Source organism: uncultured Adlercreutzia sp., from assembly GCA_910585575.1.
GTDB lineage: Bacteria > Actinomycetota > Coriobacteriia > Coriobacteriales > Eggerthellaceae > Adlercreutzia.
This window is the reverse complement of the sequence record CAJUFS010000059.1, coordinates 1-16,278: the sequence shown is the minus strand read 5'-3', so window position 1 is coordinate 16,278 and position 16,278 is coordinate 1. Positions and strand designations below refer to the sequence as shown.

The 16,278-nt window shown below is 61.8% G+C and carries 13 protein-coding genes; all 13 read right to left on the bottom strand.

Annotation, left to right across the window (positions count from 1 at the left end; all coding sequences use genetic code 11):
• Positions 1-82: twin-arginine translocation signal domain-containing protein (locus QZ307_RS11080; protein ID WP_366778946.1), on the bottom strand; the 82-nt coding region annotated here is incomplete at its 3' end.
• Positions 83-156: 74 nt separating this feature from the next.
• Entirely contained in the window at positions 157-945 is a 789-nt protein-coding gene (locus QZ307_RS08395) for a hypothetical protein (protein WP_295998556.1), read from the bottom strand.
• A 493-nt stretch (positions 946-1,438) separates the two neighbouring features.
• Positions 1,439-2,446, bottom strand: a complete 1,008-nt coding sequence (locus QZ307_RS08390) for a 4Fe-4S binding protein (RefSeq protein WP_295998553.1) — start codon at positions 2,444-2,446, stop codon at positions 1,439-1,441.
• A complete protein-coding gene (locus QZ307_RS08385) occupies positions 2,443-3,066 on the bottom strand; it encodes a 4Fe-4S dicluster domain-containing protein (protein ID WP_295998550.1) in 624 nt (207 codons plus the stop codon). The genes QZ307_RS08390 and QZ307_RS08385 overlap by 4 nt, the downstream gene beginning before the upstream one ends.
• Positions 3,067-3,076: 10 nt before the next feature.
• Positions 3,077-3,769 (bottom strand): molecular chaperone, encoded by a 693-nt coding sequence (locus QZ307_RS08380; RefSeq protein ID WP_295998546.1) that lies wholly within the window; start codon positions 3,767-3,769, stop codon positions 3,077-3,079.
• A 414-nt stretch (positions 3,770-4,183) separates the two neighbouring features.
• Entirely contained in the window at positions 4,184-4,996 is an 813-nt protein-coding gene (locus QZ307_RS08375; RefSeq protein WP_295998543.1) for a DmsC/YnfH family molybdoenzyme membrane anchor subunit, read from the bottom strand.
• On the bottom strand, positions 4,996-5,628 hold the full coding sequence (locus tag QZ307_RS08370; RefSeq protein ID WP_275206698.1) for a 4Fe-4S dicluster domain-containing protein: 633 nt from the start codon (positions 5,626-5,628) through the stop codon (positions 4,996-4,998). The genes QZ307_RS08375 and QZ307_RS08370 overlap by 1 nt, the downstream gene beginning before the upstream one ends.
• Positions 5,618-8,359: a molybdopterin-dependent oxidoreductase gene (locus QZ307_RS08365; protein WP_295998538.1), complete on the bottom strand. Its 2,742-nt coding sequence runs from the start codon at positions 8,357-8,359 to the stop codon at positions 5,618-5,620. The genes QZ307_RS08370 and QZ307_RS08365 overlap by 11 nt, the downstream gene beginning before the upstream one ends.
• Positions 8,360-8,623: 264 nt before the next feature.
• Positions 8,624-9,217, bottom strand: coding sequence for a hypothetical protein (locus QZ307_RS08360; protein WP_295998537.1), 594 nt, complete (start codon positions 9,215-9,217; stop codon positions 8,624-8,626).
• A gap of 214 nt (positions 9,218-9,431) precedes the next feature.
• Positions 9,432-11,102, bottom strand: coding sequence for a LuxR C-terminal-related transcriptional regulator (locus QZ307_RS08355; RefSeq protein WP_295998535.1), 1,671 nt, complete (start codon positions 11,100-11,102; stop codon positions 9,432-9,434).
• A 262-nt stretch (positions 11,103-11,364) separates the two neighbouring features.
• On the bottom strand, positions 11,365-13,542 hold the full coding sequence (locus QZ307_RS08350; RefSeq protein WP_295998533.1) for a heavy metal translocating P-type ATPase: 2,178 nt from the start codon (positions 13,540-13,542) through the stop codon (positions 11,365-11,367).
• 40 nt (positions 13,543-13,582) lie between these two features.
• On the bottom strand, positions 13,583-13,897 hold the full coding sequence (locus QZ307_RS08345) for a DUF6110 family protein (protein WP_295998531.1): 315 nt from the start codon (positions 13,895-13,897) through the stop codon (positions 13,583-13,585).
• Positions 13,898-14,441: 544 nt separating this feature from the next.
• Positions 14,442-16,115, bottom strand: a complete 1,674-nt coding sequence (locus QZ307_RS08340; protein WP_295998527.1) for a bifunctional aspartate transaminase/aspartate 4-decarboxylase — start codon at positions 16,113-16,115, stop codon at positions 14,442-14,444.
• Positions 16,116-16,278 lie beyond the last annotated feature (163 nt).

Below are 16,278 nucleotides of genomic sequence, written 5' to 3'. Positions count from 1 at the left end.
TGAAGTTGGAGGCGAAGGCTCCCGTGGCGGCGGCGACCGCACCGGTGGCGGCGGCCGTCTTCAGAAACCCACGACGGCTCATAGTTGCTTTAGCCATGCTAGTTCTCCTTCCTTTCCTTCTCTCTATTCCTTGGATCTCTCTTCGAAACGGTGACGCTATCGGGTGTTGGCCAGAACTTCCCTCCCCTCGTCGGTTGCAAGCCAAGTGTTCTTCCACACCAGACCCCCTGCTTTCTCAAGGTTGTCGATGTAGTAGGCGGGATAAATGCTGATGAGCCCCGTGCGCTCGTCGTGGGGAATGAGCCCCTCGGCGTTCAGGGTGCGGTCGAGCTCCTGCTTGGAGCAACCGCCCTCCGCGCTGCACAGCTCCAGCACGCGCAGATGCACCGGCGCCGCTTCCTCGTCGCTCTCGATGAGCTTCGCCAGCTGCGTGGTGGGCGCATAGGGGGCCGCGGTCTCGCGACCCAGATCGGTGGCGCGCACGCCATAGGTAACCTCGGCCTCAACAGGAATGGACTCGTCCTCGACCAAGTCGTCGAAGGTGCCCTCATAGGGCTCGCCGTCAACGTAGATGTTCATGGCCAGGAAGTCGTTGTCCACCATGAGGGACACGAAACCGTCGGCGGCGGCAACAAAGGTTTTGGGATAGGTGTTGTTCTTCAGAAGCTGCACGGCCTCGTCGAAGTCGCGCTCTTCTTCGCAAAACGAAACAAGATCATAGGCGGGCGTCGCATAGGACGGGTTCGCCACCAGAATGGGCGACTTCTCCACATTGACCGTGTGACGGGGCTTGTGGCGCTTCATAAGAGCGTAATCGGACGGGCGCAGCGGCTGGGGCTCGAATGCCTCCGCCACGTTCCGCTGAATAGCATCGCTTTGGCCGGCGCCGCACTGGCAAGCGCTTTGGTCGGTACAACCCGACGAGCACAGAGTAGACTGGTTCATGGCTACGCGTCTCCCCTCTCTTTAATTCCCCCGGCCGCCTCTTCCACGGCCACTTGACGCTTCGCATTTTCCCGACCGAGAGAGGGTGCAACAAGTTTCAAATCGCATCATTTCGCGAGGAAGCAATGTTGATGCACTTTGCATCATTCAGGAGTTTTCCCAGATAGAGAGCGCACTAGTATTATTCACAAGTGAGGATAAAATAAGAAAAACGAAGGTGGTACGGAAGCGGCAACCCTCTTCCTCGTGCATAGGAAAAGCCCCGAGGAAATCCTCGGGGCGCACCACAGACAAACACTCTAGCCCTTCGATGCAGGCGATCATTCACCGCTCGTTCCCAGCTCCTCGAAAAACACGATCGAACTTCCTCGAAAATCACGGTTGGAATTCCTCGAAAAACACGGTTGGCCGCTTTGCTCGTCGTGCAAAGCGGCCACAAAACGCATAGATTCGAAGTAATCGCCAGCTCTTAGACCCACTGGCCGCTTCCGCGCTACCCTGCCACTGGTTCCTCAGCCGTAGGCGCAACAGCGGGATGCTCTTCACCCTGCGCCTTAAGCGCGAAGGTGATGGATCCTGTGGGGCAGGCTTTGGCGCACTCCCCGCAGCGAGTGCAGTCTCCCAGCTGAATGGCTCCGTCAGCATCGTGCATATCGATGCGCTCGGAGCACACCGCCGTGCAGGCGGTGCAAGGGGTGCCGTCGGCGCGCAGGCAGGTGGCCTCGTTGATGCGCGGACGCCCGAACCGGGCGAACTGGCCGAACAAGTTGAGCAGCCCGGCGATAGGGCACAGGTTCATGCACCACTTGCGGTAGAGCACCAACTCCACCAACAGGGCGGCAGGAAACACCAGCACCGAGAACGTCATCTGCTTGTCCACGATAAGATGCCAGAGCGACCCCACGGTGCCGAAGGTGAGCCCGATGGGGCATACCAGGCAAAACAGCGGGAAACCGGCGATGAGCGCCGCCACCAGCACGGCCACCAGCGTCCATGTGCGCGGATCGCGGCCGGCATGGGACAGGCGGTCTCGCCACAGCGAGCGCGCAGCCGTCTTCGCCGCACAACCCTGGGGCTTGCCGCCATTGCCAGCGCCCTCGTCCTCGGTCGCCAGGGCGTTCGTGGGGTGCCCCGCCGCACAGGCGTTGGGGCCCTCCCCCGACCCGAGCCCCTCGAATTTCGGCTCGCGCTTGAAGAAGCGGCGAATGACCGGCGCCGGGCAGCCCCACGCGCACCAGGAGCGACCCAGCAGCAGCGCGCCCACCGCCACAACCGCAAACGAAATAAGCGTCACGGGGATAAGCGCCTTGCTGGCCAGCAACGCCTCGAGACCTCCCAAGGGGCACAACAGGAAAAACTCGCCGATGCCAAAGGAGGAGGGGGTGCCAAGACCCGAATCGAAGGCAAGCGAGACGATGACCGCAACGAACACCGCCAGAAGCGTCACCGTGCGGGCCCGTCGGATGGCGCGCCCCTGCTGGGGACCTTTCTCGGGGTTCATGAGGCACTCCTTTCGGCGTACTGTTTCGTAGTCAGTACGTTAATGCCGCGCTGGCTGCCCCCGGAAAACGAGGTCAGCACGTTGGCGGGACAAATTTTCACGCACTCGCCGCAGCCGTTGCACTTCTCAGCCTCCACGACGGGACGACGCCCCTCGTCGAAGGAGAGCGCCTCGTAGGGACAGGCGTCAACGCATACGCCGCAGGTACCCGCCTGATCGAAGGCCACGCAGCGATCGGGCTCAACCACGGCCACGCCAATGCGCCCCAGCACCGGCTGATAGGGGTCGACTGTCCCAATGGCGGCCGTCGGGCATACCTTGCGGCACTCGTCGCAGAAGGTGCAGCTGTCGGCGGCAAACGTCACGAAGGGCGTGCGCACGGCCCATACGCCCTGCTCCACGGTAAGGGGCGCCAGCACATCGGTGGGACACACGGAAATACAGCGCTCGCAGCGAATGCAGCGAGCCATGAACTCGTCCTCGGGCAGCGATCCCGGCGGTCGCAGCACGTCGGCCTGGGCCGCCAGAGGGAGTGCCGCCGCGCCGCAGAGGACGCCCGCCGCCACAGCCGCCCCACCGATCAGCAGAGTGCGGCGCTCTATGCCTCGGCTCTTCGCCATCATGCCTCCCCTACGCCGCCTGCTCGCCCGTAAGCTCATCCGCCAATTCCGTCAGCGTCTCGCGGCACGTTTCGGCCGTTCCCTGAGCCACCAGCAGCATGCCCGGATAGAAGGCCAGCTTCGCAAAGCCGCGGGCAGCCGTAGTCAGCGCCGGCAACCAGTTCAGGATATGGGTCTCGATAAAGTCAACCTGACGGGCGAAGTTCGCGCGCAGACCCACCGCATCCCCCGCCTCGGCCAAAACAGCAGCGCGGTCGTTCAGGTGGGCCAGGTACTCCAGCTCGAAAGCGAGATGGTCCTCCGGCTCGTGAAGCGCCGGATTCACCTTAAAGCCGTCGCGGGCGAAGCGTCGCACCACGTCATCGCGCGAAGCCTGCATCATGATGCGCTCGGGGCTCGTGAATACCGACTCGTAGGGAATGGCCGTCTTGTCGCTTTTCACATACACGCCGGCAGCCAAAAAGATGCGGGCGTATTCGCAGGCCAACTGCGTACGTCGATCGGACGCCGAGAAATTGAAGTAGCGGCGAATAAGGCGATAGCCCTCGTCCAGGTGCTCGTTGCCCGTTTCCGTGGGAAACTCAATGGCTGCCACCGCCTCAATAGTAGCGGCATCCAGCTCCTTGAACACCATATGGGACAGGAAGCGATAGGTTTCGGCGCTGTCCTTCACGTAATCGATGATTTCCTGATCCAGGGCCATAACGCCCACCTCCTCATAAGAATTATTGGCAATACTTCAAGTACGGTAGAGCAGCTTCGAAACACGGGGTGGTGCTCACCAACCGCGTCAAAGCAGCTTTGAGGGTTCGGGTGGTGCTCATAAAGCGAGTTCCGCAGCGAACGAAACAGTCCAGTGGACTGTTTCGCCGAGCGAGGACTGTCTGAGCGACTGAGCGCTTCCCGAGCCCTCAAAGCGGAGGGAAGCGAAATGTCCTGTCGGCATCCCCCAAAGCGAGGGCTGTCTGAGCGACTGAGCACTACCCCGTGGTTCGAAGCGGAGGGATGGGTAACCGAACAAGCTACCCGAGCCCTCAAGGCGGAGGGAGCCGAAAATCAATCAGCTTCCTTCGAAAGAGGGATGGGGCAGCCAATCATCCGCCCCATCCCAGAAGAACTATTCAAGCGGCATAAGGAAGAAGTCCAGCAGCGGCGTGCCCACGAGCCACATAGCCACACGCAGAGCGATAGCGGCAATGCAAGCACCGGCCGTAGCCACCACGCCCAAAGCCAAACCGAGCTCCGGCTTTTTCCAGGCCACGGCGCCGCAGGCCAGCGCCACCACGGCCGCAATCACCAGGGCTACCGTCCACGGCATAGCCATGGCAACCACTACCTCGCCGGCGCCCAGCAGAAACACCGCCGATACCACCAGACCGCAGATGCTACCAATAAGGGCCAGCAGGCCGGCCAGGCTCACCGAGGCAGCCTCGCGCTTCTGCGCCGCCTTCATGAGCAGGTTCACCGCCGTGCCCAAACCGGCTGCCGTCAGTCCGTAGGCGGCCGGCAGCGCCGGGGTGCACCAAACGGCGCGAGCGTCCATCATGTAGGAGGCACCGCAGGCAAAGGTGAAGATGACACCCACCACCGCCGCGGCCAGGCCAACGCCGGTAAGGATGCCCTTGGAAGAGCCGCGCACCAGCAAAATGAAGTAGATGGCGATGAGCGCGCAGGTCACGCCAATCATGGCAGCCTCGACGAAGATGCCGGAGGTGGGATGGTTCAGCGCCTCAAGAATGCGATCGACATGCTTCAGGTGCGTCACCGACAGGCAGCCGCCCACGGCCAGCAGCACGAAGGCCACAATGGACTCGACCTTCGTCGGCAGCTCGTCCTTCTTCGCCAGCGCCTCGATCATCGAGGAGGCGAACAGCCATGCTCCCGCGCCGCTTACCACGGTGAAGAGCACGAGGGACCATTGGATTTCCATTAGTCGACACTCCCCTCGGTCGTCACGTACTTGCTGGTCTGCTGCGTCAGGTCATCCACGCGCCACTCGCCGAAGCGGGAGGAGAGGATGTAGGACGTCAGCGGGTGATTGCCCACATCGGGCAGCTTGTGCACGGCATCGGCATCGGCCGCGGCCAAAGCCTTGGAGGCATCGGAGTTCGGGTCGTCCAAGTCGCCGTAGTAGCGGGCCGTGCCACAGCAGTTCTTCACACAGGCCGGCTTCTCGCCAGCGGCGGTCAGGTGGTTGCACAGGGTGCACTTCTCCACCACCTGCTGCTCCTCGTTCCAGCTGCGCACGCCGTAGGGGCAGGCCATCATGCAGTACTTGCAGCCGATGCACTTCTCCTTGTTCACCAGCACCATGCCGGTCTGCTCGTCGCGGTAGGACGCGCCGGTGGGGCACACATGGGTGCAGGGAGACTCCTCGCACTGCTGGCACATAGTGGGCAGCCAGTAGGTGGACACGTGGGGGAACTCGCCGAAGGGCTCCACCTGCACCACCTTGTTCCAGCGCTCGCCGAGCGCCACGTCGTTCTCAAGCTTGCAGGCCACCTCGCAGCTCCAGCAGCCGATGCAGCGGTCGAGGTTGACTACGATACAATTACGCGCCATAGACGGCATTACCTCCTCCAGTGTTCTCGGACGGCTCAGGCAGCCAAGGAGTGAAGTCCTTGGGCTCGGTCCACACGCCCTCGGGCGCGCCGTCGGCCTTGGTGACGTTGATGCACACACCGCGCAGGGTGTAGGTGCCGTACACGTCGTTGAACGGGCACTCGTCGTTGTTCTGCGTCAGCAGGTTGATGTTCATCGCCTGCCAGGCGCGGTTCGGATCGTCGGAATCCAGCAGCTCGGGGTTCCAGAAACGTTCCTGGTAGATGACCTTCGGAGCCACGGACTTCGTCACACGGGCACGGCCCTGGGTCTTGCCGCGCTTGCTCTCCAGCCACAGCCAGTCGCCGTCCTCGATGCCAATCTCGCGAGCCGTCTCGGGATTGATCCATGCCTCGGGGTAGGGCCACAGCTCGCGCGTCCAGGGCGTGTTGCGCAAGGTGCCATGATGGAAGATGGGCAGGCGTCCCTGAGTGAGCACGTAGGGATAGTTCGCGTCGTAGCCCGGATCGCCTTCCACGGGGCTCTCGAAGGGCTCCAGGTAGTACGGCAGCGGGTTGTAGTTGTCGGAGGCCGGGAACACGTCGGTGGCCGGGTCCATGGAACCGCTGCCGTCCACCGCACCCGTCAGGCCCAGCAGGATATTGCCGTCGAAGTAGGGCTCGGTGCGCTTGGACGTGGTGTGGAAGCCCACCGGCAGGCCGTTCTCGTCCGGCTCAAGGTGCGAGTCGTAGGACTTCTGCGCGTACTGCTCGATGGTCTCGTACTCCGAGGGCGCCTGGGCGTCGAAGGTGGCCCAATCCCAATCCTCGGTGCCGTAGTAGAAGCTGCCCACGAAGTATCCTACGTAGTCCATGTACTCCTCGTAGGTCTTCCAGTAGGTACCGTAGAACTTGCCGGCAATGTCGGGATTGAACGAGTCGATGGCGCGCTGGTGCCCACGCTCGGCCAGAGCCGCGGCCAGCCACGACCAGTGCATGCACTCGTCCACGGCTTCATAGAGCTGGGTGCAGGCGCGGCGGATGGCATAGGTGTTCAAACGGTCCTGAGCGTAGTTGGTCTCAAGCCACTCGGCCGTGGGCAGCACGTAGTCGGCCAGGCAGACGCTCGTCGTGGTCCAGTGCATGTACATATGCACGTTCAGGTCGGTGGTCATCATGGCGTCGTAGAAACGGCTCGCATTGCCGATCATGGCCAGCTTGTTGCCGGAACGCTCGATCCAGATGCGCGGACGATAGGGCTCGCCGGTCTCGATGGCCTTGAGCACCGTGGGGATGTGCGAGGCCAGCCAGTGGCCCAGACCCTTGTGCTCGGTGTAGCCCAAGCGCGCGTTGGCCTCGGCCTCGGGCATCTTGAGCGGATGATCGGGATGGTGCAGACCGAAGGGCTGCACCACGTAGTTGCAGGGCTCCACGTAGCAGGGACGGTCCTGCACGATGGCGCCGGGCACGCGGATGCATCCCATGAGGATGTCGAGCACCGCATCGCCCTGAGCGGCCTGGGCGGAGTTACGCGCCTGGTCGGTGGCCACGCCCAGCGAGATGCCGGCATTCGGGCAGCCCTCGACGTAGATCTTGATGGCCTCCTCGATCTCGCCGGCGTCGAGCCAGCACACCTCGGCGGCCTTCTCGAGCGTCCACTCGTCCACATGCTCCTTCATGATCTGGAAGGCCGTGCGGGCCGTCTTGCCATTGGGCAGCTCGTAGGAACCGAACATGGCCGGATCGAGAGACTCGTCGAAGGGGTACGGCATGGCCTTGACCGACTTCGTCTTGTTGTCGTAAATGACGTACTCGTCGTGAGATCCCAGGCCCAGCTCGTCGGCGCGATAGGTCAGACGCGTTTCCTCGTTCACCAGGAACGGAAGGTTCGACCACTTCGTGACGAACTCCTTGTTCCACAAGTCGTTGTCGATGATGTAGCGCATCCAGGCCAGCATGAGGGCCACATCGGTGCCCGGGCGAATGGCCAGCCACACATCGGCACGAGCAGCGTCCGGCGTCAGACGCGGGTCGATGACGACGGTCTTCATGCCGTTGTTGCGCAGCTCGGTGACCACGCGACCCGTGGAGCCGATGCCGTGGGTGGAAGGTCCCACACCCCACATGACATAGGTCTTGGTCTGGCAATCGGGCAGGTAGACCTCAGTCACCGGGCCGTCGGCCAAGGACGTGTCAGCGGTGCCGTTCAGGCAGAACTCCATATGGTTGCGCGGCAGGTAGCACTGGGCGCAGCCCGGCTCAAAGAAGTTGCCGCCGCCCCACACCGACAGGAAGCGCGCAGGGCTGAAGAACTGCGGGTTGCCACCGCCGCCCGTGGAGGTGACCAGGCACTTCGGACCTTCCTTCTGGTAGTACTCCCACATCACGTCGGCAATCTCGTTGATGGCCTGCTCCCAGGAGATGCGCTCCCACTGGTTGGAGCCGCGCTCGCCCACGCGCTTCATGGGGTACTTGATGCGATTGGGGTTGTAGAGCGCCTGAATGCCGGCCAAGCCCTTGGCGCAGGCGGCGCCCTTGTTCATGGGGTCGCCGGGGTCGCCCTCAAGCTTCACCACACGGCCGTCGCGCACATGGGCGATCATGCCGCAGTTGTTGAGGCAGGCACGGCAGATAGTGCGAATCTTCTGGGTCTCGCCACTCTCGTCAGCCAGTGCGGGCTCCACTTCGATGAGGTTCGAAGTGGCGGTGCCCGCCATGGCAGCGACAGCCGAGGCGAACATTCCCAGCTTCACAAAGCCGCGTCTGCTGATACTCGTCTGAGCCACTGTTTCCATCCCTTCTTCTGATATCGATTGAAATAACGGTTACAGCTAGGTAGTGCTATGGGACATGCTTCGGTGAGCTCGGCCGAAACACAGCCTCTGAAAGGAAGGCGCCAGGCGCCGGGCCTGAAGGGAAACGCTGAGGGGGGCAGCGTTTCCCCGCGGGCGAAGGAAGAGAAGGCCGCGGGCGGAAGGAAGGAGAGGAGGAGGGAAATGCCCGCGGTGCGAATAAGACTAGGAAGCAAGGAGAGAACGCCCGGCAGCCGTTGCCCGCCACGCGCCGTCCCAGGTGATGGCGCCAGCCGTTTCCAGCGCGTCGATGAAGTACTGGGGGTACACCTTGGTCTTCTCGGCGCCTCCCGTTACGGGGAACGTTGCGATAAGGGCTTCGAGAGTCGGAAGCGCCGCGCCGGCCTCCGTGGCGCAGGACGACACGACTGAGCGGAATACCTCGTCATACTGGGGGCGACTCTCCAGCAGCTCGGCCACGGTGCGCTCGGGCTCGTAGGCAGTGCGCAGGGCGCGCCCCTCGTCGGTCAGCGAAAGACGCACCTCCGCCACGGCGTCGTCGGGCACGGTCTCGTCAAGTTGCATGTCCTCAAGGGTTCCCTCGTAGGGCTCGCCGTTCACAAAGGAGCAGGCCGTCATAGAGCCGCCGCGCACCAGCACATCAATAATGGCGCCGGGCGTCTGCGAAAACGAAGGGTCCCATGCGGCGGCCGCCGCCGTCTCCAGCGCGGCACGATCCGTGACATCTTCGGCCAGCGCCAGCACGGTCATAACCGGCTTTTTCAGAAGAGGATTGTGTTTGATCAGATCCGTTGTCATGATGCCCCTCGTCTCTCTCGGCAGCGGGAGCCGCTCTCTTCGGCTCGGGCTCGCTGCGTGATCTCTGAGACGATTCTAGGCCGCAGAATTCATGAGAATCATGATCATAAAATGACGGTTCGGGTCTCAAAAAGTAGGATTTGCGAACCATCAAAAAAGGACTATTGACAATAAAATTCCTTGTCAAATTTATTCTAATTTACGAATATTATCCTCATATAAGAGCATTAAGACGATCGAGGAGCTCCTGACGCGTGTGCACATCCAGCTTGCCGTAAATAGCGCGCAAGTGGGAACGCACCGTGTTCTTCGAAATAAAGAGCGCATCGGCAATCCAGTTCGCTGAACGACCCTGGGCAAACAGATCCATGATCTCTATCTCGCGCAACGACAAACCATAACGCTCTTCGAGCAGCTGCTGCCGCGGATCAACAAGCTCGACAGCCGCTCCTCCTTCCGGCGCCGCGAAAACAGGGCTCTCCGACGGGCTCATCGACGGGGTCGACGCACCAGAACCCAAAGTCGATACGCCAGCCGCATCGTCAACGGTCGCGGACGTTGAGCCCTTCATAGGACAGCCCGCGGAACACGAAGCTGGCATTGCAACATTTTTCGATACCACCGAGACTGGCTGGGTTACCGGTGTCAGCACGATGGACCGGATATCGCGCTCGGTAAAGAGCAATGTAAGTATGAGCACGACGGCAAAAGCCATAACAGCACCCACGGCCATACGCACCGTAGGGTCATCGTAGGCCGGGGCCACCAAGGCCCCGATGCCCCAACCAGCGGTCGAGGCCAGGTAATAAGCGGCCTGACCCAGGGCGAAGGCACGCACGCTGGAAAACCCGAAGCGGAAGGCCATGAAGGCCATCAGGCACGACAGGACGAGCCAGAGCGTCTCCTTGCCAATGCTCAGATACGAAATAGGCACGCCGAAGCACGTGGCCAACATAAGGGCAATGCCGGCAATCATCAGCGCCGTATAAGCGATACGCGCGCCTTTGCGATGCACGGCCATGCGATTCACGAGCCACACCAGGGCAACACCGGTCAATCCGATAATAGCCACAATGAGCGAGCCCTCGAACCCATAGCCCTCGGTTGCCTGCACGCTCGAAGAGATTCCGCGCGCCACGCCGGCCGTCATGGCCACCGCTGCGGCCGCCGCCACCAAACGGCCGTAGAGCACCATCACCGAGCGATCCACCGAGTGCGTTTTCTCCTCCAACGACTCGTCGCCCTCGTAGGGATCGTGCTGGGGCATGCAAAGCAGAAGAGCCGACAGTAGGGGCAAAAACGCTACGAAGGCCACACGCCACGGAGCGGGAATGCCCTGGCCAACAAAGAACAGCAGCGCTGCCACCACCAACGACATAGCGCCCGCCGTCAGGGAGTCGCTCAGGTTCACCGTACCGTACAAGCGACCCACCTTAAGGCAAAGCGCACCCGTGCACGCACCGGTAAGCACTGCCGCCACGGTAAAGGGCACCACGCCACCCATAGAACCCGAGTAAGCGAGGGCCGCCGTGGCGAGAGCCGCCACAACACCGGCAAAGACAACAGGACCGCGGGAATCCACGAGAATGGTGGCGCGACGGTGAAAGCCCGCGGCAATCACCATGGTCAGACCGATGGCCAGCGTCGAGATAAGGTACATGGACAGCACCAGAGAGGGACGAGTCTCGTCGGGGAAGGCGCCCACCAAGGTGGTTGAGAAATAGCAGAGCCAGATCCATGCCCACCAGGCACCGAGCCCTAAGAACCGCAGATACGGCCATTGCTCGGCCAAAGGCGACGGCTCTTCATCGGGCAGCCCTCTTCCCTCGCCGGACAACAGCCGCTCGCTCTGATCAAGCGCGAACTCCCCCTCGCGAAATGCCATGACATCACACTCCTGATCGTCGTTTCAGCAGTATGGCCATTCCGTGCCCAGCTTTTCTCAGCCGCACGGACACGCTATCACGTGCGCCAATTGCCCCCGCCACAGCAATTAACCTGGTCTTAGTGTACGTCTTGCGCCTTCGAACAGCAAGTCCGTCTCCCTCTCCCCCTTCCGTAAACAGCAAAAACGCCGCCTGTGACGCATCTGGCAGGCGGCGTTCGAAGCCACTGAATGTCTTGAGACCCAAAGCGAAGCGGGCTGACTAGATGGCAGGCTCCTCGCCTTCAAGCACGGCCTCGATCTCGCGGTCGTGGGCCTCTTCTTGGGCACGGCTCTCGCCTTCGCCCACGGGCAGCAACGGTGCATCGGGCAGATAGGCACGGGCATTCACGGCCGATAGGCCGATGGTGCCGCCGTTGTGGAAGAAAGCGGACTGCTGGGGCGTGATGATGCCGGCAATGCCCAGGGCCAGCAAGATGCTGTTGTAGCCGATGGTGAAGCGGTAGCCCCGCTTCATGCGGTGGGACAGCACGCGGGACAGACGACGCAGGCGCACAATGCCCTCAAGATCATTCGAGGTCAGCGCGATGTCGGCCGCCTCACGGGCCACCGCCGAGCCGGCACTCATGGCAATGGACACGTTCGCGGCGGCCAGGGCCGGCGAGTCGTTCACGCCATCGCCCACCATGCACACGTTGCAGCCCTCGTCCTGGAGCTTGCGAATGAGCTCGTACTTGTCCTCCGGCAGAAGATCGGCGCGGTAATCGTCGATGCCGGCCTCGGCGGCCACACGGCGAGCCGTGCGATCGGCGTCGCCGGTCAGCATAATGATGCGCTTGAAGCCCTCGTCGCGCAGGGCCTGAATAACCTGGGCGGCGTCGGCCTTCAGCGGGTCGTCGATGTACAGCACGCCGCGCAACTCGTTGTCCACAGCCAGGAACAAGGGCGACGTGCCCAGGGCCAGGCTGTGGATGTGCTCCAGCTGCTCGGACGAGACAGGCACGCCCTCGTCCTCAAGGACGAAGTGCTGGCTGCCGATGACCACGCGCTTGCCATTGAGCGAGCTGGCAATACCGTGGGCCACCACATACTCCACCGCCGAATGCAGCTCGCGATGCTCAAGACCTTCTTCCAAGGCCTTGTTCACCACTGCGCGGGCCACAGGATGCGGGAAGTGCTCCTCCAGGCAGGCGGCCAGGCGCAGCGCCTCGTCGCGCGTGTAGCCGTTATAGGGCTCCACGTGATACACCTCGGGAGCAGCATCGGTTAAGGTGCCGGTCTTATCGAACACAATGGTGTCGGCCTCTTCGATGGCCTGGAAGTAGCGGGAGCCCTTCACCATGAAGCCGTGCTTGGCGCCCTCGCGCTGAGCGGCCATAACGGCAATGGCGCCGGACATCTTCAAAGCGCAGGAATAGTCCACCATCAGACAGGCCGCCGTCTTCATGAGCGAACGGGTGGTAAGCGCCACCACGGCAGCCAAGGCGAAGTTCCAAGGCACCAGTTTGTCGGCGATGTTCTCGACGCGCTTCTGCTCGGCGGACTTGGCCGCCTCGGTGTCCTCCATCATAGTCAAGATGGACTGGATCTTGCTTTGGGCCGGATCGCCCGTCACGGTCACGCAGATCTCGCCCTCTTCCACGGCGGTGCCCGCATAGACGGTGTCGCCCGCCTGGCGCACCACCGGCAACGGCTCGCCGGTCAGCGACGACTGGTTGACCATGGCCTCGCCGGCCGTCACGGTGCCGTCCACGGGAATGGCGCCGCCGATGCGCACGATGACCTTGTCGCCCTCGTGCAGCTCGGACAGATCCACTTCCACCTCTTCGCCGTCACGGCATACCCAGGCCGTGGTGGGAATCTCCAGCAGCGACTGGGCCAGGCTCGACTCGGTGCGCTTTTGGGTGAAGTCCTCCATGATCTCGCCGACGTGCAGCAGATACATAGTTTCGCCGGCGTTGTTAGCCCCTTGGGTGAATCCGAGGGCAATGGCCGAGGCGTCGAGCACCGGCACATCAAGGCGTCCTTGCCGAAGCGACGCCAAACCGGCCTTCCAGAAGGGAATGGCGCGCCAGAGCCACCAGATGGTCTTGAAGGGGTTCGGCATGAGAATGCGGATGAGGAACCAAGCCGTGGCGTTGGCAATGGCCGCGTACAGGTTGCGGGCGCGCGGCGCCAACGTGAAGGGGTCGGAGGGCTGCCAGGCGGCAAGCTCCTCGTCCGTCAGGGCCGCCATGCGCTCGATTACGGTGTCTCGCGCTTCAACCGTGGGGTCGAACTCCACAGCAAAGCTGGCCGCCTTGGGATACGCCGTCGCCTTCGTCACCATGGGCATCTCGAGGAAAACCTCTTCCAGGGCTATGGCGTCGTGCTCGTTCAGGATCTCGTCAAGCTGAAAGCGCAGACGGCCCGGCAGGGAATGTTTGATTACGCAGCGCATGGAAATCGCTTCGTTTCAGCAAGAAGGAAAGGCGCGGGCCTTATTCCTTCTCCTCCACGACGGTTTCCTCGGCCACGGTCACGTCGCCGTCTTCGTCCTCGATAACGGTCTGGCCGATGATAACCTCGTCGGCGTCGCGCTCGGCGTCCTCGACGGTCTTGACGTACTGCGCCTCGGCCATAATGTCGTCGCACTGAGCCTTGGCCTCGTCAACAACGCGCTCCACATAGTCCTTGGCCTGCAGGCCCCAGACCGTGGTACGCACATAGGCGCGATGGGCCGGACGGCTGCACGCCGCCTTGACACCGGCAGTACCCAGCAGGAAACCGCCCAAAACAAGAAGACCAGGATGCATAATGAACCTCCTAAAAACGACGAATGGATTACGCTCTAACGTTTGCATCATAGGCAAATCCCTATGAAAATGCCTGAGCTATTATTCGCATCGTAGATAGCTCGTCAACTTACCTAGGCGAATCTGTTGACATGTTAACTTATGTTTACTTCTACCGAGTCGAAAATGTTAAAAATGGTAAACTATAAGCAAATGACAGATTGTTCACGATGAAAAATTCTCCTTGCTACCAGCAAAAATAGCCGTGCTAGCATAACGGAGGCTTTTCCCAACCGCGAAGGAGGTTCCTATGAAGTGGCATCGTTTTTTTGCCTGGACCGGCGCCATCTGCATGGCCCTGGCCGTGTACACCGGCTACAAGCACGCCTAAGACAACACCTTGGCTCGAATACGGAGGGCCGTCCTGAACCAGTCCGAACAGTCTTCTCGGACAATCCAGAACGGCCCTCTTGTTTTTCGCGAGACCAACCTTAAGAGCCTCGCGTACACCGACAAAGCTGCTGCTTGGCACAGCGTCAGCCTCGATCAAGGAGCGGCCAAGAGGCTATCTTGCCTGCTCCTTCTTCCATACGGCGGCATAATCGGCCAGCATAGCGGTAATGTGGGTGCCAATTTGCTCATAGGCGTCGATGTCCAAATTGGCCAGCGAAACACGTACCGACCAATCGGGAGCGTCGAAGCCGCCGCCGTCCATCACTACAATGCCCGTATCGTGAGCCAGACGCACCACGATATCGAGCGAGTTGTAGTTCTTCTTGAGCCACGCAGCAAAGTCTTCGCCGTACAGGCGCGTTGCCCACAGGCCCAAATCGATCACCGAGTAGTAGCCGGCGCGCAGAGGGTCGGGCTCCAAGTTGAAGCCGAGGCTCTTCCACAGGCACAGAAGGCGATCGCTGACCAGCTGCTGCATTTGGGTGCGGTACAAGCCGTCTTTGTCCATGAGCTCTTGCAGGGCGAACAGCGACATCTGCACCTGCTGCGGTGTGCCCAGCCCCGCCGTGCCGTTCAGGGCCACCAGACGCGAGTCGGCCACCATACGGTCGATGAAGCGCACCTTCGCAATGTCGTCGGTAAGCGACTGGTAGCGTCCCACCAGGATCTGCTTCTTATCCTCGGGCAGCTGGTCAATAAGCTCATCGAACAGGTTATCGTGGGCCATGGCAATGGTGGCCAGGCGCCAACCGGTGGCCCCAAAGTATTTCGAGAAGGAATAGACGCAAGCCGTATTGCGCGGCAGATCGGCGAACACCGACCGATAGTGGGGCACGAAGGTGCCGTACACGTCGTCGGTGATGATGAGCAGATTCGGATTGTGCTTCGTGACTATGTCGACCAGCTTCTGGCGCGAATGCTCGTCCATGGCGTAGGACGGCGGGTTCGAGGGGTTCACCAGACACAGCAGCTTGATGGAGGGGTCGGCCAGCTTCTCCAGCTCCTCATCAGGGTACTGCCAAGCGTGCAAGCCATCGTCAGTACGGGTGGAGGCGTTGATGTTCACCACGTCCAAATCGTAGTCGTTGAGATGGGGAATCTCCAAATACGGGGTGAAAATAGGCGTCATAAGCGCCATGCGGTCGCCGGGATTGACCAGGAAATTGCACTTCAGGCTGTAGAACAAGTAGCACATGGCCGCCGTGCCGCCTTCGGTGGCGAACAAGTCCACCGGCTGGGAAGGCGCCTGGCCATCGCATACTGCGCCCACCAGGTAGCGGTTCACAATGGCCTCGGTATGAGCCAGAATACGGTCGGGCATGGGATACTCGCAGCCCGCGATGCCCTGGGACCATTCCTGCACCAGGGAATCAGCATCGAACCCCTCCCCCACCAAGTAGTCATAGCCTTGCTGGAGGAACTCCGCACCCGGTTCGCCATCGTGCGCCTTCAGAAACGCCACAAAGCGCTGGGCGCAGCCCTGCTGCTGCGGCAGGCCGGCCACGCCCAGGGGCAAGTTCATGGATCGACGCGCCTCTTCGAGCGCAAAGGACCCCAACAGGAAGAACGCCTCGCGCGGACGGGTGGCAATCCAGTTGGGGTTGCCACGGCCGGCGTTGAGCAGGGTGCGGGCCGATTGCTTATCGCCCTCCTTGGCATAGGCCACGAGAAGGTTCTTCACCTCGAAGGGCGACATGCCGGCAACGGACTGCTCGAAGGCATGCTCATCATTGGAAGCAATGGCCGCCTCGATGGCGGCGGCGTTATCAGAAGTTGACTGAGCCATAGAGGTTCCCCTTTCTGCGGGTTTTCCCTGATAGTAGGCTACCGACCGCCTTGCTGCCCGGCAGGGCGACCTCCTTGTCACGCACTCGTTGGCCGCGCGACGGAAAGCAACACGGCGTAACCTTTTTGGGGAAGAATAGCGACTCCGGCGACGAGGGCGGCCG